This is a genomic window from Streptomyces sp. DSM 15324 (genome assembly GCF_001514285.1).
In the GTDB taxonomy this organism is placed as follows: domain Bacteria; phylum Actinomycetota; class Actinomycetes; order Streptomycetales; family Streptomycetaceae; genus Streptomyces.
On record NZ_KQ949023.1, the window covers coordinates 52,879 to 75,112 of the forward strand.

The following is a 22,234-nucleotide window of genomic DNA, read 5'->3' on the forward strand; positions in this document are numbered from 1 at the left end:
CGGCCAGTACTGCAGGCATCCTCGCACCTGTCACCGACAATCCGCCCACCGCCCGCGTGCAAGTGATCTTGATTGGTCGGCTCTGCCCGCAAAAGTGCCTGACCATTCGATCGCCGGCGACCGGACGACGATCAGTTGAGATCGGTCACGCCGGGGTGCGGCAACCGGGGGACCGGGGCGCGCGTCTTCCCTTCGAACGGGCAGGGAAGAAAGCACGTAACCGTACGCAAGGCCCACGGGAAACCGTCCGCAAGGCCCACAGGAAGAGGACGGCCCGGTCCGGGGACCCCGGCACTACAGTGGGTCGGACACACCACCGGCAGTACAGGCAAGCAAGCAGCAGGGAGCGCGTGACGTGCGGCCAGTCGGCAGCAAGTACCTGCTCGAGGAGCCGCTCGGACGCGGCGCCACGGGCACCGTCTGGCGAGCCCGCCAGCGCGAGACCGCGGGCGCCGAGGCGGCCGTGCCCGGTCAGCCCGGGGAGACCGTCGCGATCAAGGTCCTCAAGGAGGAGCTCGCGAGCGACCCCGACGTCGTGATGCGCTTCCTTCGCGAACGGTCGGTGCTGCTGCGCCTGACCCACCCGAACATCGTCCGGGTCCGCGACCTGGTCGTCGAGGGCGATCTCCTGGCGCTGGTCATGGACCTCGTCGACGGCCCCGACCTGCACCGCTATCTGCGCGAGAACGGACCGCTGACGCCGGTCGCCGCCGCGCTGCTGACCGCCCAGGTCGCCGACGCGCTCGCCGCGAGCCACACCGACGGCGTGGTCCACCGCGACCTGAAGCCGGCCAACGTCCTGCTGAAGCAGGAGGGCGGGCAGATGCACCCGATGCTCACCGACTTCGGCATCGCCCGCCTCGCCGACTCCCCGGGCCTGACCCGCACCAGCGAGTTCGTCGGCACGCCCGCGTACGTGGCGCCCGAGTCGGCGGAGGGCCGTCCGCAGACCTCGGCGGTCGACATCTACGGCGCCGGCATCCTGCTGTACGAACTGGTCACCGGCCGTCCGCCGTTCGCCGGCGGCTCCGCGCTGGAAGTGCTCCACCAGCACCTCAGCGCCGAACCGCGCCGCCCCTCCACCGTCCCGGACCCGCTGTGGACGGTCATAGAGCGCTGCCTGAGCAAGACCCCCGAGACCCGGCCGAGCGCCCAGAACCTGGCGCGCGGGCTGCGGATCGTCGCCGAGGGCATCGGGGTGCACGCCAACTCGATGCAGATCGCCGCCGCCGAGGGAGTCGTCCACCTCCTCGCCCCGGACCCGGCTCCCGCGCAGGTGCCGGGCGCGGACGCCGGAGCGGGGCTGTCCCAGGGGGCGTACGACCCGAACGCCGCGACCAGCGTGCTCCCGCACGCCGGTGCCGCCGCGGGACCCGCCGGCTCCGCCGACCCCACCGCCGTCCTGCCGCACACGGGCGGCCCGGGCGGCGGCGCCGACCCGACGGCCGTCCTGCCGCCGGTGCCCGGGCACCAGACGGGACAGCAGCAGCCCGAGCAGCCGCACCCCTGGCAGACCCAGTTGCGGGCGGCCCGCGACCGCAACGAACAGACGCAGGTCCAGCAGTACCTCGACCCCGGCGAGGACCCGCTGCGCCGCCGCCCCCAGCGGCAGGTCTCCCGGCAGCCGCAGCCACAGCCGCCGCAGCGGCCCCAGCAGGGCGGCTACCCGCCCCAGCAGGGTGGCTACCCGCCCCAGCAGGGCGGCGGCTACGGCTATCAGCAGCAGCCCCAGCAGCAGTACGCGCCGCCGCAGCAGCCGCCGCAGCAGCCGCAGCGGTACGCCCCGGCACCGGCACCGGCTCCGCAGCCCCAGCCGCAGCGGCAGGCCCAGCGGCCCGCCCCCGAGCCGCGCCGGCCCCGCGAGCCGAGGCAGCGCAGCGCCAACCCGATGAAGATCCCCGGGCTCGGCTGCCTCAAGGGCTGCCTGTTCACGATCGTCATCTTCTTCGTGGCGGGCTGGCTCATCTGGGAGTTCAGCCCGCTCCAGGAGTGGATCGGCACGGGCCGCACCTGGTGGGGTGAGCTGACCCATCTGTTCCACCAGTTCACGAGCTTCGTCGGGGACCTCGCCGACGTCGGCGGCGACTCCGGAGGCAAGGGGCCCTGAGAACGGGCGGCTCCCGGCCGCGAGTCTGTGGACTTGTCGACATCTGGCGGGTGATTTCCGTCTCCGCGGTGAAGGTTGGCTCGTAGGACGCGTACTTTGTTCGGCAACACGCGTCGGTAGGAGCAGTCTTGGCACGGAAGATCGGCAGCCGGTACACCGCCCACCAGATCCTGGGTCGGGGCAGCGCCGGCACGGTGTGGCTGGGCGAGGGGCCCGAGGGGCCCGTCGCCATCAAGCTGCTGCGCGAGGACCTCGCCTCCGACGAGGAACTCGTGGGCCGCTTCGTACAGGAACGCACGGCCCTGCTCGGGCTCGAACACCCGAACGTGGTCTCCGTACGGGACCTGGTGGTCGACGGCAACGACCTGGCGCTCGTCATGGACCTGGTCCGGGGGACCGACCTGCGCACCCGGCTCGACCGGGACCGCAGGCTCGCGCCCGAGGCCGCGGTGGCGATCGTCGCCGACGTCGCGGAGGGACTGGCCGCGGCGCACGCCGCCGGGGTCGTGCACCGGGACGTCAAGCCCGAGAACATCCTGCTCGACATGCAGGGCCCGCTGGGCCCGGGCGGCTCGCACCGAGCGCTGCTGACCGACTTCGGCGTCGCGAAACTCATCGACACCCCGAAGCGGACCCGCGCCACGAAGATCATCGGCACGCCCGACTACCTCGCCCCGGAGATCGTCGAGGGCCTGCCGCCCCGGGCGTCCGTGGACATCTACGCCCTGGCGACCGTGCTCTACGAGCTCCTCGCCGGGTTCACCCCGTTCGGCGGAGGACATCCGGGGGCCGTGCTGCGGCGCCATGTCACGGAGTCGGTCGCGCCGCTCCCCGGCATCCCCGACGAGCTGTGGCAGCTGATCGTGCAGTGCCTGGCGAAGGGGCCGGCCTCACGGCTGCGGGCGTCCGAGCTGGCGGCGCGGCTGCGGGAGCAGCTGCCCACCCTGGCCGGGATGCCGCCGCTCGACGTGGACGAGCCGGACACCGAGCCGGCGGCCGAGGGCGGCGAGCCCGCGGACCCGGCCGCGCCCGCCCCGGCGGCGCCCTCCGGCCGGGTGCGGCGGGGCTCGGTGCCGCTGGTGCCGGGCGCCAAGCCGGACTCCAACCGGGACACCCACACCTCGATGCGGGTGCCCGCGCCCGACGAACTGGCGGGCGGGGCGCACGGGACGGCACGGGTGCCGAGGGCCGCGGGGGCACCCCGCCCCGGCTCGGCGCGCAACCGGGCGGTCACCCGGCGCCGCCGGATCACCCTGGGCGCGGCGGCGGTCGCGCTGGTCGCGGCGGTGGGCGTCGGCACCTGGGCGGCGACCTCGGGCGACGACGCGGGCGCCTCCCCGCGGGACGCCGGCACCACGGCCCCGTCGGCGCCGTAGCCGCAGGGCCGCGACCGGCGCCGGAGGGGAGCGGATGGCGGGTCCGTTACGCTGGAGGCGTGGCAGTCGTCGATGTATCCGAAGAGCTCAAGTCCCTCTCCTCGACCATGGAGTCGATCGAGGCCGTTCTGGACCTCGACAAGCTGAGGGCAGACATCGCCGTGCTCGAGGAGCAGGCGGCCGCGCCGTCCCTGTGGGACAACCCGGACGAGGCGCAGAAGATCACCAGCAAGCTGAGTCACCTGCAGGCGGAGGTCAGGAAGGCCGAAGCCCTCCGCGCGCGGATCGATGATCTCGCCGTGCTCTTCGAGATGGCCGAGGAGGAGGACGACCCGGACACCCGTGCCGAGGCAGAGTCCGAGCTCACCGCCGTCCGCAAGGCGCTGGACGAGATGGAGGTGCGGACGCTGCTCAGCGGGGAGTACGACTCCCGCGAGGCGCTCGTGAACATCCGTGCCGAGGCCGGTGGCGTGGACGCCGCCGACTTCGCCGAGAAGCTCCAGCGCATGTACCTGCGCTGGGCGGAGCAGCACGGCTACAAGACCGAGATCTATGAGACCTCGTACGCGGAAGAGGCCGGCATCAAGTCGACCACCTTCGCCGTGCAGGTGCCGTACGCCTACGGAACCCTCTCGGTGGAGCAGGGCACCCACCGGCTGGTGCGCATCTCGCCCTACGACAACCAGGGCCGCCGCCAGACCTCCTTCGCGGGTGTCGAGGTCCTCCCCGTGGTCGAGCAGACCGACCACGTCGAGATCGACGAGTCCGAACTGCGCGTGGACGTCTACCGGTCCTCCGGGCCCGGCGGCCAGGGCGTGAACACCACCGACTCCGCGGTGCGCCTCACCCACCTGCCCACCGGCATCGTCGTCTCCTGCCAGAACGAGCGCTCGCAGATCCAGAACAAGGCGACCGCGATGAACGTCCTCCAGGCCAAGCTCCTCGAGCGGCGCCGGCAGGAGGAGCAGGCCAGGATGGACGCCCTGAAGGGCGACGGCGGCAACTCCTGGGGCAACCAGATGCGGTCCTACGTCCTGCACCCGTACCAGATGGTCAAGGACCTGCGCACCGAGTTCGAGGTCGGCAACCCCGAGGCCGTCTTCAACGGTGAGCTCGACGGGTTCCTGGAAGCGGGAATTCGCTGGCGCAAGCAGCAGGAGAAGTAGTTTTGTCGACAAGGCAACCGCCCCTGAATCAGGGGCGGTTGCCTTTCGTCTTGCCTTTTACGTCACATTCACGGCTTCAACCTCGGTCAAAGACTCCCGACTTGGACATTGCGCCCGCAACGACCTTGACGTTGATATGAAAAATCGGGAGGGTGCAGTGTGGCATGCGTATCTTCGGGGCGCATGTGAACCGGGGGGTTTGAGCCAGTAGTTCAGCTATCCCCGTCGATCACCGCCCCGAGCGCGCCCTCATCGACGATTCAGCTACTGGGGGTAGCAGCTATATGACAAAGAAGACGCGGATCCGGGTCGCGCGGCTCGCGGCCGGCGCCGTGATCGCCGCGGGCGCCTCCCTGACCGTGGCGGGGGTCGCCTCGGCAACCGGCGGCGGCGACAGCAACCTCGTTTCCACGGCCGACGAGGCCGTGGCCGGCCAGCGGACGGACCCCGACCCGTGCGACCCGATCGGGGTCTGCACCACCACGGGCACCACGGGCACCACGGGTACCGACACCACGGGGACGACCGGCACCACCGGTACGGACACCACCGGCACGACCGGTACCACGGGCACGACCGGTACCACGGGCACGGACACCACGGGCACCACCGGTACCACCGGTACCACCGGTACGGACACCACGGGTACGACCGGCACGACCGGCACCACGGGTACGGACACCACGGGTACGACCGGTACGACCGGTACGACCGGTACCACGGGGACGACCGGTACGACCGGTACCACGGGGACCACCGGTACCACGGGCACGACCGGCACCACCGGCACGACGGGCACCACCGGCACGACGGGCACCACGGGTACGACCGGTTCGACCGGCACCACCGGTTCGACCGGCACCACCGGTTCGACCGGCACCACCGGTGACGAGTCCACCACCGGTGGTCCCTCCACCGACGGTGGCCCCGACACCGACGGCACCTCCACCCAGGAGGAGGGCACCTCCGCCCTGACCGACACCTCGGACAGCGCCTCCGACACCACCGCCCAGGGCGGCGGCGGGGAGCTCGCCGAGACCGGTGCCGGCCAGACCACCTTCCTGATCCTCGGCGCCGCCACCATGATCGCGGGCGGTGTCGCCTTCCGCGTCCTGCCGCGCGTGGTCGCGGGCCGCGGCGGTGCCGCTGCCTGACGGTAGCCGTACCCGCGCGTGACGTGAGGTGACGTACGCGGGAAGGGCCCGGAGCCGATCGGCTCCGGGCCCTTCCCGCGTCATGGGGTCGGCGCCGTGGTCAGCGGCTACGCGGTCTGGTGGGCCAGCAGCGCCACCGCCGCCACCAGTACCGCCAGCAGCGCGATCAGCGCCATGGGGTTCAGCCCCGAGAGGAAGTTCTCCTGCTGCAGCCGCTCGCGGTTCGCACGGCACACGGGGCACCGGCCCTCGCTCACGGGCGCCGCGCAGTTAGCGCACACCAGCCGGTCGTACGTCATGCGCCTCGCCCTCCTTGCACCGGTTCCACGGATCCCAACGCTCACGCAACCGAGAACGTTCCCCCTCCACTGTGCCAGGTTCCCGGCAGGGCCGCGCGGCCCTGCCGGAGAGGGGCCCGGACGAACTCCCCGACAAAGTCCCGTACAAAAACGCACAAGCCTGCCGCAACCCCTCCCGGCGACTGCGCCCGCGCGCCCTATTCGCGTATGGTCACGCTCATCTACCCCCGGCGACCCGTGGTGCACCCGTGATCCGATTCGACAACGTCTCCAAGGTCTACCCCAAGCAGACCCACCCCGCACTCAGGGATGTCTCCCTGGAAGTGGAGAAGGGCGAGTTCGTCTTCCTCGTGGGGTCCTCCGGCTCCGGAAAGTCCACCTTCCTGCGGCTGATCCTCCGCGAGGAGCGGTGCAGCCACGGCCAGGTGCACGTCCTCGGCAAGGACCTCGCGCGGCTCTCCAACTGGAAGGTGCCGCAGATGCGCCGCCAGCTGGGGACCGTCTTCCAGGACTTCCGGCTGCTGCCGAACAAGACGGTGGCGGAGAACGTCGCCTTCGCGCAGGAGGTCATCGGCAAGTCCAAGGGCGAGATCCGCAAGTCCGTGCCGCAGGTGCTCGACCTGGTCGGGCTCGGCGGCAAGGAGGACCGCAGGCCCGGTGAGCTCTCCGGTGGTGAGCAGCAGCGCGTCGCCATCGCGCGGGCCTTCGTCAACCGGCCCAAGCTGCTGATCGCCGACGAGCCGACCGGCAACCTCGACCCGCAGACCTCCGTCGGCATCATGAAGCTGCTCGACCGGATCAACCGGACCGGCACGACCGTCGTGATGGCCACGCACGACCAGAACATCGTGGACCAGATGCGCAAGCGCGTCATCGAGCTGGAGAAGGGCCGCCTCGTCCGTGACCAGGCGCGCGGCGTCTACGGCTACCAGCACTGACCGCCCCCGCAGACGTTCCCGGAAAGGCCTCAAGTACACGCCATGCGTGCCCAGTTCGTACTCTCCGAGATCGGCGTCGGTCTCCGTCGCAATCTGACGATGACCTTCGCCGTCATCGTGTCCGTGGCCCTGTCGCTCGCGCTGTTCGGCGGGTCGCTGCTGATGAGCGACCAGGTCAGCACCATGAAGGGCTACTGGTACGACAAGGTCAACGTCTCGATCTTCCTCTGCAACAAGAGCGACGCCGAGTCGGACCCCAACTGCGCCAAGGGCGCGGTGACCGACGACCAGAAGAAGCAGATCAAGACCGACCTCGGCAAGATGTCGGTGGTGGAGAAGGTGACGTACGAGTCGCAGGACGACGCGTACAAGCACTACAAGGAGCAGTTCGGCGACTCGCCGCTGGCCGCCTCCCTCACCCCGGACCAGATGCAGGAGTCGTACCGGATCAAGCTGAAGGACCCGGAGAAGTACCAGGTCATCGCGACCGCCTTCGACGGCCGGGACGGCGTGCAGTCGGTGCAGGACCAGAAGGGCATCCTGGACAACCTCTTCGGGCTCCTCAACGGCATGAACTGGGCCGCGCGCGCGGTGATGGCGCTGATGCTGGTGGTCGCGCTGATGCTGATCGTCAACACGGTGCGGGTCTCGGCGTTCAGCCGTCGCCGGGAGACCGGGATCATGCGCCTCGTCGGCGCCTCCGGCTTCTACATCCAGGCCCCGTTCATCGCCGAGGCCGCGGTCGCCGGGCTGATCGGCGGCACGGTCGCCTGCGGCTTCCTGGTGATCGCCCGGTACTTCATCATCGACCACGGCCTGGCCCTGTCCGAGAAGCTGAACCTGATCAACTTCATCGGCTGGGACGCGGTCCTGACGAAACTTCCGCTGATCCTCGCGACCAGCCTGCTGATGCCGGCGTTGGCGGCGTTCTTCGCGTTGCGCAAGTATCTGAAGGTGTGACGCACGCCCCGCGAGCCGTACGGTCAAGCGACCGTACGGCTCTTCGCGTTCCCCTAGACTCACCGCCATGTCAGGCCGCGACCTGTTCTGTCAGCCCCGCCGTTTCGGCCGCGGGGCCGCCCTGACATTGGTGTTCGCGAGCGTGCTCGTCGCCGGTGCCGCGACCGGGGCGCTGCCGGGCGACGGGCGGCGGAGCGCTTCGGGGCAGGCCCGGGAGGTGTCCACCGGGCGGGCCGAGGAGGTGACGCGCGCGGCCGAGGAGGCCGCGGCCGTCGGCAAGTCCCCCCTGGAGGCGGCGGAGCGCGCGGTCAGCCGCAGCGGCGACCGCTGGGCCGCCGTCTACTCCGCGGGCGAGTACGAGGAGTTCGAGGAGTCCCTCGACGGCCGCTACACGGGCGTCGGGCTGTGGGCGCGGCGCGACGCGCAGGGGCGGATCGAGGTCACCGAGGTGCGGCCCGGATCGCCCGCCGCCGGCGCCGGCATCCGCGCCGGGGACCGGCTGCGCAGCGTCGACGGACACGCGGTCGACGGCCGCCCGGTCACCGAGGTGGTCTCCTTACTGCGCGGTGACGCCACGGACGCGGCCGCCGGCACGACCGTCACCCTGGGCCTGCAGCGCGGTACGCGCGCGTGGCGCGAGACGCTGCGCCGGGCCCGGCTCTCGACGGACTCCGTCACCGTCCGCCACGCCACCGGCGGCGCCGTCGTCATCAGGATCTCCGCGTTCACCAAGGGCGTCGGCGACGCCGTCCGCTCGGCCGTCCGAGCCGCCCCGGCCGGCGCCGGGATCGTCCTGGACCTGCGCGGCAACTCCGGCGGGCTGGTCGCCGAGGCCACCGCCACCGCCTCCGTCTTCCTCGACGGCGGCCTCGTCGCCACCTACGACATGGACGGCGACCAGCGCGCCCTGCACGCCGATCCCGGCGGCGACACCGACCGGCCCCTCGTCGCCCTCGTCGACGGCGGCACCATGAGCGCGGCCGAACTGCTCACCGGCGCCCTCCAGGACCGCGGCCGCGCGGTCGTCGTGGGCTCGCGCACCTTCGGCAAGGGCTCGGTGCAGATGCCGAGCGAGCTGCCCGACGGCTCGGTCGCCGAGCTGACCGTGGGCCACTACCGCACCCCGTCCGGCCGCGCGGTCGACGGCACCGGCATCACCCCCGACCTGGAGGTCACCCACGGGGCCCTGGAGCGGGCCGAGACGGTCCTCGGCGGCCTCGGCGACGACCCCTCGTGAACGCCTGCGCGCCGCTCGCGTAATCGGCTTTCCCTCCGGCCCCCTCCGGGTGCGAAAATGGCGGCACTATGAGCAAGGGAATGTACGTACCGAAGGAGTCCCAGCCCAAGCAGGGCGGGGCGGCCGCCAAGGCCAAGGACGGCGAGAAGGGCGGCAAGCGCAAGATCGTCGCCCAGAACAAGAAGGCCCGCCACGACTACGCGATCATCGACACCTACGAGGCCGGGATCGTCCTGACCGGCACCGAGGTCAAGTCGCTGCGTCAGGGGCGGACCTCGCTGACCGACGGCTTCGTCCAGATCGACGGCGGCGAGGCGTGGCTGCACAACGCCCACATCCCCGAGTACAGCCAGGGCAGCTGGACCAACCACTCCGCGCGCCGCAAGCGCAAGCTGCTGCTGCACCGCGCGGAGATCGACAAGCTGGCGGTGACGTCCGAGGAGACCGGGCACACCATCGTGCCGCTCGCCCTGTACTTCAAGGACGGCCGGGCGAAGGCCGAGATCGCGCTGGCGCGCGGCAAGAAGGAGTACGACAAGCGGCAGACCCTGCGTGAGCAGCAGGACCGCCGGGAGACGGACCGCGCGATCGCGGCGGCAAAGCGGCGGCAGCGGGGCGTCTAGCCACCCGGAATGCAGTGGCATCCGCGGGCGTTGGTCACGTACGATGGCACCGCACCCCAACAGAGGGTGCACGCGTTGAAAACACAACATGGGGATGATCGGTTTCGACAGCGGCTGTCGAAGCAGGGGAAGCGTGTCGAGAAAGCGGCCATGATCTCGTAAACCACAGGCCGAAAAAAATAATCGCCAATTCCAAGAGCGATTCTCCCGAGCTCTACGCTCTCGCTGCCTGATCAGGTAGTGATCGTTTAGCTCCTTCATGGGAGTGTCAGCCCGGGCTCGTTCCCGACCCGGTTCCTGGCATCAGCTAGGGGACTAAACCTTGATCCCGGTCACGGGGTGAAGAGGGAAACCAAACAGTGACTGGGCCCGTCGGCGACTTGTTCGCGTGATCGCCGGGGCCGAGAAAATCGCAGCGAACTGCACACGGAGAAGCCCTGGTTCCGCACCGTTGGACGCGGGTTCGATTCCCGCCATCTCCACTCATCCCATGTGCAGAAGGCCCCGTCGCGTTGCGGCGGGGCCTTCGTGCTGCCCGGACGGACCTCGGCGGGCGCCCCACCGTCATCACGTTTCTCACAATTCTCTCAGAAACCCTTGTCCTGAACCCGTCACGTCTGCGTAAGGTGTTCGCCGCGCCCTGCGGAGCCGACCACCTCCGTCACCGTGCGCGACACAAGGCGACCGGGGGGATGTCCGTCGCCACGGGGAGAGACAGACCGTTGCGTCCTGCCGCGAGCCGGCTCTTCACGCATGCCCTGACGCGGGGCCGCCCCCCGGTGCGCCCACATGCGATGAAGGGATGCCTCTTGCGCCCCGTACGAGGGTTCATCAGGCCCGGATCACCACGGTCCGGGCCACTCACCACACTGCTGACGGCCACCGTCGCGGCCGCCGTCCTGGGCGGCCTCGCCGTCCAGCCGTCGCTGCTCGGCCGGTACGCCGCCGACGACATGGCGCCCGTGGCGGACAGCTACGACGGCTTCGACGCGAAGGCGGCCGAACAGCTCCGCCAGGACCAGTGCCTCATGACCGAGGTCCTGCGGATGGGCGGCCCGGCCATGTACGGCGTCGCCCAGACCGGACTGAACCAGCCACCGGACAAGCTGCACACGGCGGCGAACCGGGAGTACTGGAACACCACCCCGCTGAGCACCGCGTTCCAGAAGGACCGCGACGACATCGACAAGATCGACCTGTACGGGCGGCTCCAGGAATGGAAGAAGCCCCTGTCCACCCTGTCCTACCCGGGTGGCTTCAAGAGCGTCGCCGACTTCCAGGACCCGCCGGGTCTGCCCGGAGGCGGCAAGGACTACTTCGAGCAGGTCGGCATCAGCCCGTGGCTCGGCGCCCGGTGGTGGAAGCACGAGAGCGACTACTACGAGGACCCGACCCCGAAGGCCGACGACGCGACCGCGAAGGCCGTCACCGACCTCGGCACCCCGCTCTACGGCAAGGACCCGGACCCGAAGCTTCCGCGTGACGAGTGGAACCGGGCGCTGGCCGAGCAGCGGGCCTGGGAAGACCGCGTCTTCATGCACGAGCAGTGGGCCGACGACGCCCGCATCTTCCTCTCCTCCGGCGGCTTCCCGCGCACCGCGCCCGAGCCGGGCAGCGTCGAGCACCGCATCGCGGTCGAGGACCTGAAGTCCCGGTTCGCGTCCTGCGACTGGCACAGCCCCGCCGACCCGAACAAGGTCCTCGGCAAGCAGGTCGCGGACGCGTCCGCCGAGTGGCAGCAGGAGATCGCCGCCCAGGCGACCCAGCGCAACCAGATCCTGAACGCCAGCCGTGACGCCACCAAGGCCCTCGCCGACGGCTCCACCGCGCTGGGCGAGATGCTGGGCCAGTCCTGGATCGCCGACCATCTCGCCCGCTGGCAGGACTGGTGGTCGGCCGGCGGTCCCGGCTGGATCGGCGACAGCCCGTTCGTGATCCACGCGCACGGTGCCACGGACAAGTGCCTGGAGGTCGCGGGCGCCAAGAAGGACAACGGCACGCCGGTGCAGATCTACACCTGCAACGGCGGCGCCGGGCAGAAGTGGCAGATCGAGGGCGACCACCTGGTCAACGTGAACTCGGGCAAGTGCCTGACCGTCAAGGGCGGCACGAACGCGAACGGCACGGCCGTGCAGATCTCCACCTGCTCCAGCAGCACCGCGCAGAACTGGGAGTACGGCACGCACGGCACCACCCGCCTGTACAACCCGGCGACCGCGAACTGTCTCGACCTGGCCGACTACGCCAACAGCCGTGACGGGCGGATGTGGGACTGCACGGGCAAGGCTCCGCAGCAGTTCGACGTCGTGCCCTCCGGTCACAACGGCACGGACAAGCTGGACTATCCGACGAAGGCGCAGTTCGACAAGGCGAAGAAGGGTGTCACCGATGCCCAGGCCGCGTCGAAGAAGCAGCTCGATCTGCTGAAGGCGCAGGCCGCGGCGGCGAAGAAGGCCGCCACCGACACGGACACCGCGACTCAGGCGGCGTACGCGATCGCGGACAAGGCGGGTGCGCCGCGGGGGCGTGGTCTGCTCGTGGCGCAGCAGAAGGCGCAGGTGACCAAGGCGTCGGCGGCAGCGCTGGAGGCGTTGTCGAAGGCGGGGGAGACGGCGTATTCGGCGACGAAGGCCGCGGCCGGGGACAGTGAGACGATCGCGGCCCGTGCGCTGGCGCAGGCTGCGCAGTCGAAGGCGGCGTTCCGTACGGCGGCCGCGAACGAGGCGCGGGCGCAGGCGAAGGCCGCCGCCGATGCGGCTGCCGTGCAGGCGCAGGCCGCGAAGGCGGCGCGTGATCTGGCGAAGGCGAAGCTGGCCGTGACGCAGAAGGCGGAGGCCGATGCGAAGGCCGCGGCGGCCGATGCGCATGCCAAGCGGCTGGCGGCGGAGGCGGAGGAGGCCACGGCGAAGGCGGAGAAGGAGACCGCTGCCGCCAAGCAGGCCGAGGCCGCCCAGCACCGCCAGAACGCCGAGGGCTACGCGGCCACCGCGAATGAGGCCAAGGGCCGGGCGGAGAGCGCGGAGTCCACCGCCCGCGGCAAGCGTCAGGACGCGGAGGCGGCCCGTGACCGGGCCAAGGGCAAGCGTGACGACGCCTGGGACGCGGAGTCGAAGGCGAATGCGGCCCGGGCGAAGGCGGATGCGAAGGACGCCTACGCCGACGCGCATGACTCCGACGCCAGCGCCAAGGACTCGCGGGCCGCGGCCGATGCCGCCGATGCGGCGGCCGACGACGCGGAGTCCGCGGCGACTTCGGCCCGCGCGGAGGCGAACGCGGCGACCCAGGCCGCCGCCGACGCGGACGCCGCCGCCACCCGCGCGGAGGCCGCGGCGAAGCGGGCCCGTTCGGACGCGGACGCGGCCCAGGCGGCGAAGCTGCGGGCGGACGCCGCGGTCCGTACGGCGACCAGTGCCGCCGCGGACGCGATCAAGGCCTCGGAGACGGCCGCGTCGGCGGCCCGTACGGCGGTGAAGCTGGCGGACGAGGCGGACCAGCACGCGGCTGATGCGAAGGCGCAGGCCGACGCGGCGAAGGCGGAGTCGGTCAAGGCGCTCGCCTCGGCGGCGGATGCGGCCGGGCACGCGTACACCACCGCCCAGGCCGCCGCGGACGCCGGTGCTTCGGCGCAGCAGGTGGCGGCGCCGGCGAACGACGCGGTCCAGCTGGGTTCCCCTTACGTCGACACCGACGCCACGGCGGGGCTGGTGGTGCTGACGGGTCAGTCGTCGAAGACGATCGCCGAGCAGCAGAAGGCGGTCGCGGAGGCGCATGCCGCCAACGCGCAGAAGAACGCCGACCAGGCGGCGAGCCTGGCCGCGGCGGCGACGGGTGACGCGAAGGCGGCGTACACGCTGGCCGCCGAGGCCGCCGCCTTCGCCGCGACCGCCCGCAAGTCGGCGAAGGAGGCGCTGGGTTACGCGTCCGAGGCCGCGCAGTACGCGGCCGACGCGCAGGCCTCGCTGGCCCGCACCATCGAGTACGACCAGCAGGCCGGCGCCGACGCCGCGGCCGCCGACCAGGCCGCCGGGCGTGCCGAGGGCTACGCCACCGACGCCCGCGCGTCGGCCGACCAGGCCGCCCTGGACGCGGAGGCCGCCCGCACGGCGGCCGCGCAGGCCGAGCAGGCCGCCAAGGACGCCCGCGCGGCGGCCGACCGCGCCGACGCCGAGGCCACCCTCGCCGAGCAGGCCGCCAAGGACGCCCAGAAGTACGCCGACTCCGCCCAGCAGGCGGCGGACTCCGCCGAGCGCAAGGAGGCCAACGACCAGGTCCAGGCGGGCGCCGGTACCGGCGAGAACGGTGTCTTCTACGTCATCGAGAAGATGACCGACGCGGCCCCGGCCAAGCAGCTCAACAAGTGCGACTACACCCTCCAGGGCTGCACGGTGACGTACGAGCTGCACCTCGACCTCACGGTCAGCTACTACATGTGCATCAACCCGGACGTCCCGGCCACCGAGTCCGGCTGCCCGGCGGAGGACACCCTCTTCCTCAAGACGGTGGTCCTCAAGAACCAGCAGCAGGAGTGGACCCACCACTTCTCCGCCGGTGACATCACCCGCCTCGGCTGGCAGGCCCTCTTCGGCGACACCCTCGGCGCGGTCCTCTACGAGGTCGTCCTCGGCGACGCCGTCCGCTGCTACCACGGCGACAAGGCGGGCTGCGCCTGGTTCGCGTCCAACTTCATCCCGGGCAAGGCCTTCACCAAGGTCGCCGAGGCGATCCGCGCCCTCGACGCCGCACTGAAGACCGGCGTCGGAGTCGCGGACGCGTACAAGTCGCTGAAGGCCCTGGACCTGTCGGCCGAGACGCTCGCCGACCTGGAGCGGACGGTCAACGCGGCCGAGGACATTGCCGCCTCCTGCAAGATCAACAGTTTCCCCGGCGACACCGCGGTGCTCATGGCGGACGGCTCCCACAAGGCCATCCGTGACGTGCGGGTCGGCGACCTCGTGCGGGCCACCGATCCCGGCACCGACCGGAGCGGCGCGCAGCGGGTCACCGCCACCTACCGGCACGACGCGCCGCACCTGAACACCGTCGAGTTCACCGACGGCACCACGCTGACCAGCACCCCGGGACACCGGGTGTACACCGAGGACCGGGGTTGGACGTTCGTGTCCGCGCTGAGCCCGGGGGTCACGGTCCGGTCCGCCGACGGAGCCCCGCGCACCGTCGCCGGGCTGCGCGTCCAGGGCGGCCGGGAGCACACGGTGTACGACCTCACCGTCGGTGAGACGCACACGTTCTACGTGGGCACCCGGGGCGCAGGCGCCGGGGACCTGCTCGTCCACAACTGCTACAACCTGGCGGACGAGGGCAAGTACCCGGAGACGGGAGCCCACACGCGCCGCGACCACATCGGCAAGACGCGCGCCGAGGCGGAGCGGATCGCGGCTTCCAAGGAGAGCGGGACCAACACGGTCTGGACCGACGAGGACGTCGCGCAGCAGGCCATCGACCGGGTGGTGGCCGACTGGTTCTACCCGGGCGGCAAGCGCAACGCCAAGGAGTTCGAGAAGCTCACCAACTGGATCAACAAGAAGGGCAAGTGGCGGGACGAGCCCTACTTCAAGATCACGGGAAGCTGGGACAAGTACCCTTCGCTGGGCACGATGTACAAGGCGGACCGGTCGGCGCCCGTCGCCGTCGGGAACGACGTGATCATCCTTCTCAAGAGGAACCCGGGCAAGAGCGGACACGGGGGCTTCATCATCTACACGGCCTACCCGGTCTAGTCTCCTGACCCTTCGCATTCCCGCGGCCCGCTCCTCCCCCGACGGGGAGGGGCGGGCCGCTCCGATCGACGGACGGAACGAGAAAAGCAACCATGAGCCCACGACGTGACCGGTACATCGAGCTGTACGACGGCGACTTCGGCCTCAGCGGGGTCACCGAGAGCCTCGCCCGGCCGGGTGCGCCGTCCGTGCTCGACGTGGTGGCGGCGCGAGCGGAGGAGGCCGAGGGGGAGTACGCGCGGGACCTGGGCCGGGAGGTCCGGGCGCTGTGCGGTTCGCCCCTGTCCGACGACCGGATCCGCGCCGTGCTGCTGGCGGCGACCCGGCGGGTCCTCGACCCCGGGCCAGGGTCCGGCCCCCGTGACTGGCTGCGCGCTGTCGCGCAGGTCTGCGACGCGCGCACCCCGCGCGGGGGACGCCCGCAGGCCCGCACCGGCCTGCCCGGCGACTCCGCCACGGGCCCGCAGGACCTCCGGGGGGCGGTCCTGGCGGAGCTGCGGACGGCCTCCGGCGACCTGGAACGGACGCTGGAGACCAGCGGTGCCCCCGTGCCCGACGTGGTGCCCGCTCTGGAGCAGGTCGTCGCCGACGTCGACGCGGACCTCGGACTCAGGCTCCTGCTCAGGGTCCTCAAGGCGTACTCCGTCCCGGTCCCGCTGGGCGGGTACGACCGTCTGTGGGCGCTCGGCGAGGAACTTGGCTACAGCTGGCCGCTCGTCATCGACGGACTGAACGTCCTGTGGCCCCCCTTCGACGACCCGGCCGCCACCCGGCGGCGGTTCCCCGACGACTTCGGGCTCTCCGAGCTGACCGCCGCAGTGGAGCGCTCCTACCCGGAGGAGGAGACCCCCGCAGACGTCCTGCGGCGCGCCGTGGCGGCCGACCCGGACGTTCCGGGCGCCCAGGCCTTCCTGCTGCTCCAGGACGTCTCCCGGTTGCGGGACTCGACGCTCTCCCGTGAGGCGATCACCGCGCTGTGGCGGGCCGCGACCGGTCAGGACCTCGGCGTGGACGGCGTCGAAGGCCGTGACCTGCTGCGCCGGATCGAGGACGCCTGCGTCGAGCGGCTGCGCACCCTGCGGCCGGGCTTCGCACCGACCCCGCCCGGCACACCCCCGACCGCGGGCACGGAGGCGGTGCTGAGGGAGCTGCACGACCTCGCACCCGCACTGGACGCCGCACTGACGGGCCGTACGTCCCGTCCCGTGCAGGGCGCCGTCTCCGCCCTGGAGGAGGTGTGCGCCCGTGTCGATCCCGATCTCGGATTCCGGCTCCTGCTCAGGACCCTGACGGTCTCCTCGGTCTCCCTCACCGGGGCCCGGTACGCCCGGTTCACCGCTCTCGGTGAGCGGCTGGGCCTCGCCGCCGGCCTCGTCGCCGAGGCCGAGCACCTCGTGCGTCACGAGTGACCCGTGCCGGGCCCGACGGCCCGCGGCGCCGTGCTCGCCCGTCGGGTCAGGGTCGGCTGGAGGAGGATCGCCCCCACGTCCTGACCCGAACAGCTAGTCGGCGGCGGCGCGGGTGGTGGTGAAGAGGTCGGCGGCGGTGGTGGCGTGGACGGCGCGCCGGGACCAGGTGGTGAGCTGGTCGAGGTCGGTGCAGGCCTCGACGCGGTCGCGTACGTCGTCGGGGACGGCGATGTCGCGCCAGCGCAGGATGTTCAGGACCATCTCGGCCCGCTCCTGGATCCGACCCTCCTCCCGTCCTTCTTCCCGTCCTTCTTCCCGGCCTTCCTCGGCCCACGGGTGGCGCCAGAAGTACTGCATCGCCGTCATCATGTCCCTCCACATCTGCCGGGCCTGGGCGTCCGCCAGGCACGAGTCGACAAACTGCGCGAGCACCACGGCGGTGTCGCGGTCCAGGGTCCGCAGGGCGGCTTCCAGCGATTCCAGTATCGCCGGGGCGTGCCGTCCACGGCCGTGTGTCATGGCCGAGAGCACCGCAAGGGGTGGATCCTGTCTGGCCTCCTGCTCGGTGGTGATGAGCGGCACGTTCTCCGGTCCGAGGACGAACGGGCGGACCGTCAGCGAGGGCATGCCGTGCACGCCGAGGTGGATGGGCTCGGCCGCCCAGCGGGCGGTGGCCCTGCTCTGGGTGACGACGATGAGGACGGGTTCGCTGCGGTACTTCTCGTGGAGGTAGCTGAGGTAGTAGGGCCAGCTGCTGCGTTTGCGCTCGTCCGGCTTGCCCTGCGACTCGACGACGAGGAGGTAGGTGCCCTCGTCGGTCTCGGCCCGCAGCAGGGTGTCGACGCGGCGCTCGACGGGCTCGATCTCGGTGAGGTCGACGTTCATGCCGGCGAAGTCACGCGGTTCCGGGAAGGGGATGTGCAGCACTTGCTGGAGCGCGCGGGTCAGGAGCGCGGGGTCCTTCTGGAAGATCCGGTGCAGCGCCTCGTGGGACGAGCTGACCATCTACGCGGCCCCCAACTCGCACCACACCAGCTTGCCGGACAGTCCGAGGCGGGAGAGGGGCTGCCATCCCCACAGGTCGGCGCAGGCCCGCACGAGGGCAAAGCCGCGGCCGTTCTCGGCATCTGCGAGTTGGGTGAAGTCACCCGGCGGCTCGGGAGGTGCCGGGTCGGCGTCCCAGGCTCCGATCTGCAGGACACCATCGCGGTGGCGTACGCGCAGGCAAGCGGGGCCCTTGGTGTGCAGTACGGCGTTGGAGACCAGCTCGGAGGCGAGGAGCTCGGCGGTCTCGGTCAGGTGGGCCAGTCCGTGCAGGGCGAGGATCAGGCGGAGGGTGCGGCGGGAGACCGTAACCGATCTGGGGTCGGTGGGGATGTACAGGGTGTACTCCCAGAACTCGGGAGTGGGGGCGGTTTCGGACATGGGGCAGCTCCGTTCGGGTGAGGGGTGCGAGAGGCGGTGGCAGTGCCGCAGCCGTCATGGCGGGACGGGGCGGTGCGCTTCCGCTGCGTGAACCATGCGTCACAGAACGTAGGCGCCAAGCTTGGCCCCGTGCAACGGGTTGTCCTAATCTGGCCCCGAACGAGTGAAGGAGGGTTTCTTGGCCCGCAGAACCGAGGTGACGGCACGTCAGGCGCGGCTGGGCACCGAACTGCGGAAACTGCGCGAGGGGGCCGGGCTCATGGGTCGCGAGGCTGCCGCGCTGCTGGGGACCGACGCGGGGCGGCTGAGTCAGATGGAGTCCGGTGTCGTGGGCGTCAGTGAGGCCCGCGTGCGGGAGCTGGCCGCTCACTGCTCCTGCACGGATGCTGAGTTGATCGACGCGCTGGTTGCCATGGCGACTGACCGGACGCGCGGCTGGTGGGAGGAGTTCAGGGGGCTGCTGCCTCCGCCGTTCCTGGACCTGGCCGAGTTGGAGCACCACGCCCTGTACCGACTCGACGTGGAGTTCCTGAACGTCCCAGGCCTGCTGCAGACAGAGGACTACGCCCGCGGGCTGTTCTCGTACCGGGTACCGGAACTTCCCTGGCCGGCAACCGAGTTGCGCGTCAAGCACCGGATGCGACGGAAGGCCGTCATCGAGGGACCCGGCGCCGTCTCGTACAAGGCGGTGATCCACGAGGCAGCGCTGCGCATCAGGGTCGGCGACAGAACCGGGGCGCGCATCCAGCTCCTCCGCATCTTGGAGCTTTCGGAAGCGGACCACATCACCGTGCGCGTCATCCCCTTCGACGTGGACGGCTTCGGCGGAGCTTGGGCGACGATGATGTACACGGGCGGCCCAGTGCCCAAGCTGGACACCGTCGTCCGCGATGTCACCGCCAACGGCACAGCCTTCGTCGACTCCGAGGCCCAACTCGAAGCGTTTCGAACGCTCTTCCGTAAGGTGGAGGCTGCGTCACTTGAGCCCGAGCGCTCGCGTGACTTCATCCACAACCTTGCGAAGGAACTGTGAGGCGAGCCGTGACCACCCCCGACATCTGGCAGAAGTCATCCTTCTCCGGTGGCGGGGACGGCTCCAACTGCCTCGAACTCGCCTCCACCCCCACCACCCTCCACCTCCGCGAATCCGACACCCCCGCCACGATCCTCACCACCACCCCCACCGCCCTCGCGAATCTCCTGGCAGGGATACGCACCCTCAGGCAACTGGGCTGACCCCGCCCCGGTTTCGCGACCGCGCGGTGGCGACGGCGACGAGCAGGGCCGTCGTCGCCGCCGTGAGCGGGACCGTGAAGGCCGTCGCGGGGGAGGCGTGTTCGGTCAGCCAGCCGGCCGTCGCGCTGCCGCAGGCGATGCCGCCGAGCAGGCCGGTGACCGCGAGGGTCATGCCTTCGTTCAGGCGGGCCACCGGGGTGCGTTGCTGGACCAGGGCCATGGTGGTGACCATCGTGGGGGCCGTCGCCGTACCCGAGAGGAGCAGCGCCGCGGCCAGCAGGGGGAGCGAGTCGAGCACGGTCGCCGCCAGCGCGGGCAGGGTGAGGAGCGCGGCCATCGCCGCCACGCACCAGGGGTGTCGTCGGGCGGCGGGGGCGGCGGGGCGTATCGCCCCGTACACCAGACCGGCCGCGCAGGAGCCTGCCGCCTGCAGGGCGAGCGCGAGTCCCGCCGCCGTACGGTGGCCGTGCTCGTCGGCGAACGCGATCGTCGCCACCTCCGTCGCCCCGAACACCGCGCCGAGGGCGAGGCAGACGGCGAGGAGAGGGGGCAGGCCGGGGCTGCGCAGCGGGGATGCGGCCGTCGGGCGGGGATGCGGGGGCGGCTCGGTCGCGCGCTGGGCGGCGAACGTCAGGATGCCCGTGACCAGCAGCACCACCCCCACCAGCGTGCCCGCCTCCGGGAAGAACGTGCCGCACAGGAAGGCCGCGACCACCGGCCCCAGCATGAAGCACAGCTCGTCGACGGCCTGTTCGAAGGAGTTCGCGGTGTGCAGGGCGGCCGGGTCGCCGTCCAGGAGGTGGTTCCAGCGGGCGCGGGACATCCCGCCGGTGTTGGGGGTCGTCGCGGTGGCGGCGTACGCGGCGAACAGGGTCCAGTTGGGGGCGTCGTAGCGCACGCAGAGCAGCAGGGCCAGGCTGCCGAGTGCGGCGAAGAGCGTCGCCGGCACCGCGACCCCGGCCTGCCCGTACCGGTCGACCAGCCGGGCGATCCAGGGTGCGAGGAGTGCGGTGGCCGCGAGGCCGGTCGCGGTGACCGACCCGGCGAGGGCGTACGAGCCGCGCGCCCCGGCGATCATCATCACCGCGCTCACGCCGAACATGCCCATGGGCAGCCGGGCGAGCAGGGTCCCGACGGTGAAGGCGCGGGCTCCGGGGAGGGCGAGGAGACGGCGGTAGGAGTGGGGTGGAGGTTCGGGGAGACGGCGGTAGGAGTGCGGCGGGGGTTCGGGGGTACGGCGGTCGAGGTCGACGATCACCAAGGCGTCGGCGGTGACCGTGAAGAGGTGCCGCGGTGGCGGGGCGAGGTGCCGCGGTGGTGGATTGCGGTGGGGTGGCTGGCTGTCCGGCATGGGGAAACGGTCCCCCGGGGGTGATCAGGGGGTCCAACACCTCTTCGGCGCCGATTCACGCATCATCGTTGTAAGTTCGCCGGATGTCCGCATCCGGCCGTTCTCCCGTCGACCCCCGTCTGCTGCGCGCCTTCCTCGCCGTCGCCGAGGAGTTGCACTTCACCCGCGCCGCCGCCCGGCTGTACGTCGCCCAGCAGGCGCTCAGCCGGGACGTACGGCGGCTGGAGCGCGAGCTCGGGGCCGAGCTGTTCGTCCGGACCACAAGGCAGGTGACGCTGACGGCGGACGGGGAGCGGCTGGTGCCGTTCGCGCGCCGGGTGCTCCAGGCGCAGGACGATCTGGTCGCCGCGTTCGGGCAGGCCCGGCCGCTGCTGGTCGACCTGAACTCGCCGAACCTGGCCACCGGGCGGCGCGTCCTGCACCGGGCCCGGGAACTCGCCCCCGAGCTGGAGCTGATGGCCCGGTACGAGAGCGGGCTCACGGGCGCGGCGGCCGAGATCGTCGCGGGCCGGCTGGACGCGTCGTTCGGCCGGTACGCCGGGCTGGACCCGGTGCTGCGGGGGAGGCTGGAGCACCGGCTCGTGCGCTACGAGCCGATGGCGGTGGTGCTGCCCGAGGGGCACCGGCTGGCGGGGCTGGCCGAGGTGCCGCTGGCCGCGCTCGCCGGGGAGACGGTGTACGCCGGGGCCGGCAACCCCCGGACGCCGGAGTGGACCGATCTCGCGGAGCGGCTGTTCGAGGGGCGCGGCATCCGTCTCGCTCCGCCCGCGCCGCTCGCCGTCGGGGAGGAGGAGTTCCGGCGCATCACGACCACGGTGGGCAGACCCGTCCTGGCCGTGGTGGGCTTTCAGGCCATGGCGGGGACCGTCTCGCGGCCCTTGACCGACCCGGTCCCGTTGTCCCCCGTGTCACTGGTGTGGCGCAAGGGGCTGGTCCATCCCGGCCTCGACGCGCTGCGGCGGGCCGCGGCCGAGATCGCCGGAGCGGAAGGCTGGCTCCAGCGGCCCGCCGGCGGATGGATTCCCGCCGAGGACAGCGGCCCGCCGGTGGATGGATTCCCACCGAGGGCACGGGTATGACGTCCGCAGGCGCATGACATATCGCCCGGCGACTCGCGCGCCCGTGCCGCCGACCTCTCATCCGGCCGCCGCCGGAGGTGAGAGCAACGTTCCCTTCCGGTCACCGACAGCCACAGGACCGGAAACGCGCCCTCCC

17 protein-coding genes and 1 other RNA gene are annotated in these 22,234 nt (G+C 71.6%); 14 read left to right on the top strand and 4 right to left on the bottom strand.

Annotated elements, in window-relative coordinates:
* Positions 1 to 355 precede the first annotated feature (355 nt).
* From AQJ58_RS00190 to AQJ58_RS43205, 4 genes are all read left to right on the top strand, one after another.
* Complete coding sequence (locus AQJ58_RS00190; protein ID WP_067243633.1) at positions 356 to 2,107, top strand: serine/threonine-protein kinase; 1,752 nt, start codon at positions 356 to 358, stop codon at positions 2,105 to 2,107.
* Positions 2,108 to 2,235: 128 nt separating this feature from the next.
* Positions 2,236 to 3,483, top strand: a complete 1,248-nt coding sequence (locus AQJ58_RS00195) for a serine/threonine-protein kinase (RefSeq protein WP_067243634.1) — start codon at positions 2,236 to 2,238, stop codon at positions 3,481 to 3,483.
* A gap of 59 nt (positions 3,484 to 3,542) precedes the next feature.
* Entirely contained in the window at positions 3,543 to 4,649 is a 1,107-nt protein-coding gene (gene prfB, locus AQJ58_RS00200; protein ID WP_067243636.1) for a peptide chain release factor 2, read from the top strand.
* Between the two features lie 284 nt (positions 4,650 to 4,933).
* Complete coding sequence (locus tag AQJ58_RS43205) at positions 4,934 to 5,803, top strand: hypothetical protein (protein ID WP_067243638.1); 870 nt, start codon at positions 4,934 to 4,936, stop codon at positions 5,801 to 5,803.
* A 107-nt stretch (positions 5,804 to 5,910) separates the two neighbouring features.
* Here the strand turns inward: AQJ58_RS43205 and AQJ58_RS00210 are convergent, their stop codons facing one another.
* Entirely contained in the window at positions 5,911 to 6,102 is a 192-nt protein-coding gene (locus AQJ58_RS00210) for a hypothetical protein (protein WP_067243640.1), read from the bottom strand.
* A 248-nt stretch (positions 6,103 to 6,350) separates the two neighbouring features.
* On the opposite strand from AQJ58_RS00210, the gene ftsE reads away from it, so the two are divergent.
* The 7 genes from ftsE to AQJ58_RS00245 all read left to right on the top strand — a co-directional run bounded on the left by ftsE (position 6,351) and on the right by AQJ58_RS00245 (position 17,007).
* Positions 6,351 to 7,040: a cell division ATP-binding protein FtsE gene (ftsE, locus tag AQJ58_RS00215; protein ID WP_059203505.1), complete on the top strand. Its 690-nt coding sequence runs from the start codon at positions 6,351 to 6,353 to the stop codon at positions 7,038 to 7,040.
* 42 nt (positions 7,041 to 7,082) lie between these two features.
* On the top strand, positions 7,083 to 8,000 hold the full coding sequence (gene ftsX, locus AQJ58_RS00220; protein ID WP_059203504.1) for a permease-like cell division protein FtsX: 918 nt from the start codon (positions 7,083 to 7,085) through the stop codon (positions 7,998 to 8,000).
* 67 nt (positions 8,001 to 8,067) lie between these two features.
* A complete protein-coding gene (locus AQJ58_RS00225) occupies positions 8,068 to 9,237 on the top strand; it encodes a S41 family peptidase (protein ID WP_079078613.1) in 1,170 nt (389 codons plus the stop codon).
* Positions 9,238 to 9,317: 80 nt separating this feature from the next.
* Positions 9,318 to 9,860: an SsrA-binding protein SmpB gene (gene smpB, locus AQJ58_RS00230; RefSeq protein ID WP_067243643.1), complete on the top strand. Its 543-nt coding sequence runs from the start codon at positions 9,318 to 9,320 to the stop codon at positions 9,858 to 9,860.
* Between the two features lie 90 nt (positions 9,861 to 9,950).
* Positions 9,951 to 10,345, top strand: a transfer-messenger RNA (tmRNA) gene (gene ssrA / locus AQJ58_RS00235).
* 309 nt (positions 10,346 to 10,654) lie between these two features.
* Entirely contained in the window at positions 10,655 to 15,598 is a 4,944-nt protein-coding gene (locus AQJ58_RS00240) for a ricin-type beta-trefoil lectin domain protein (protein ID WP_079078614.1), read from the top strand.
* Between the two features lie 92 nt (positions 15,599 to 15,690).
* The gene (locus AQJ58_RS00245) at positions 15,691 to 17,007 is read left to right on the top strand and encodes a hypothetical protein (protein WP_067243645.1); all 1,317 of its coding nucleotides are present in this window, start codon (positions 15,691 to 15,693) and stop codon (positions 17,005 to 17,007) included.
* Positions 17,008 to 17,100: 93 nt separating this feature from the next.
* Here the strand turns inward: AQJ58_RS00245 and AQJ58_RS00250 are convergent, their stop codons facing one another.
* On the bottom strand, positions 17,101 to 18,012 hold the full coding sequence (locus tag AQJ58_RS00250; RefSeq protein WP_067243647.1) for a hypothetical protein: 912 nt from the start codon (positions 18,010 to 18,012) through the stop codon (positions 17,101 to 17,103).
* On the bottom strand, positions 18,013 to 18,432 hold the full coding sequence (locus AQJ58_RS00255; RefSeq protein ID WP_067243649.1) for an ATP-binding protein: 420 nt from the start codon (positions 18,430 to 18,432) through the stop codon (positions 18,013 to 18,015).
* A gap of 178 nt (positions 18,433 to 18,610) precedes the next feature.
* Here AQJ58_RS00255 and AQJ58_RS00260 point away from each other — a divergent pair, with 178 nt between their 5' ends.
* Both AQJ58_RS00260 and AQJ58_RS00265 read left to right on the top strand, forming a co-directional pair.
* Positions 18,611 to 19,465 carry a helix-turn-helix domain-containing protein gene (locus AQJ58_RS00260; RefSeq protein WP_067245550.1) on the top strand — a complete coding sequence of 285 codons (855 nt, stop codon included), beginning with the start codon at positions 18,611 to 18,613 and terminating at the stop codon, positions 19,463 to 19,465.
* Between the two features lie 8 nt (positions 19,466 to 19,473).
* Positions 19,474 to 19,668, top strand: a complete 195-nt coding sequence (locus tag AQJ58_RS00265; protein ID WP_067243651.1) for a DUF397 domain-containing protein — start codon at positions 19,474 to 19,476, stop codon at positions 19,666 to 19,668.
* Here the strand turns inward: AQJ58_RS00265 and AQJ58_RS00270 are convergent.
* Entirely contained in the window at positions 19,652 to 21,019 is a 1,368-nt protein-coding gene (locus AQJ58_RS00270) for an MFS transporter (RefSeq protein ID WP_079078615.1), read from the bottom strand. The two genes, AQJ58_RS00265 and AQJ58_RS00270, sit on opposite strands and share 17 nt — an antisense overlap.
* Before the next feature lie 83 nt (positions 21,020 to 21,102).
* On the opposite strand from AQJ58_RS00270, the gene AQJ58_RS00275 reads away from it, so the two are divergent.
* Entirely contained in the window at positions 21,103 to 22,098 is a 996-nt protein-coding gene (locus AQJ58_RS00275; RefSeq protein ID WP_067243653.1) for a LysR family transcriptional regulator, read from the top strand.
* The last annotated feature ends 136 nt before the right edge of the window (positions 22,099 to 22,234 follow it).

What these genes read in the sequence shown, in the direction of transcription:
- AQJ58_RS00210 (WP_067243640.1), bottom strand. Translation starts at nt 6,102, where the DNA reads ATGACGTACGACCGGCTGGTGTGCGCTAACTGCGCGGCGCCCGTGAGC.
- AQJ58_RS00255 (WP_067243649.1), bottom strand. Translation starts at nt 18,432, where the DNA reads ATGTCCGAAACCGCCCCCACTCCCGAGTTCTGGGAGTACACCCTGTAC.
- AQJ58_RS00225 (WP_079078613.1), top strand. Translation starts at nt 8,068, where the DNA reads ATGTCAGGCCGCGACCTGTTCTGTCAGCCCCGCCGTTTCGGCCGCGGG.
- AQJ58_RS00240 (WP_079078614.1), top strand. Translation starts at nt 10,655, where the DNA reads ATGAAGGGATGCCTCTTGCGCCCCGTACGAGGGTTCATCAGGCCCGGA.
- ftsX (WP_059203504.1), top strand. Translation starts at nt 7,083, where the DNA reads ATGCGTGCCCAGTTCGTACTCTCCGAGATCGGCGTCGGTCTCCGTCGC.
- AQJ58_RS43205 (WP_067243638.1), top strand. Translation starts at nt 4,934, where the DNA reads ATGACAAAGAAGACGCGGATCCGGGTCGCGCGGCTCGCGGCCGGCGCC.
- AQJ58_RS00245 (WP_067243645.1), top strand. Translation starts at nt 15,691, where the DNA reads ATGAGCCCACGACGTGACCGGTACATCGAGCTGTACGACGGCGACTTC.
- AQJ58_RS00270 (WP_079078615.1), bottom strand. Translation starts at nt 21,019, where the DNA reads ATGCCGGACAGCCAGCCACCCCACCGCAATCCACCACCGCGGCACCTC.
- AQJ58_RS00275 (WP_067243653.1), top strand. Translation starts at nt 21,103, where the DNA reads ATGTCCGCATCCGGCCGTTCTCCCGTCGACCCCCGTCTGCTGCGCGCC.
- AQJ58_RS00250 (WP_067243647.1), bottom strand. Translation starts at nt 18,012, where the DNA reads ATGGTCAGCTCGTCCCACGAGGCGCTGCACCGGATCTTCCAGAAGGAC.
- smpB (WP_067243643.1), top strand. Translation starts at nt 9,318, where the DNA reads ATGTACGTACCGAAGGAGTCCCAGCCCAAGCAGGGCGGGGCGGCCGCC.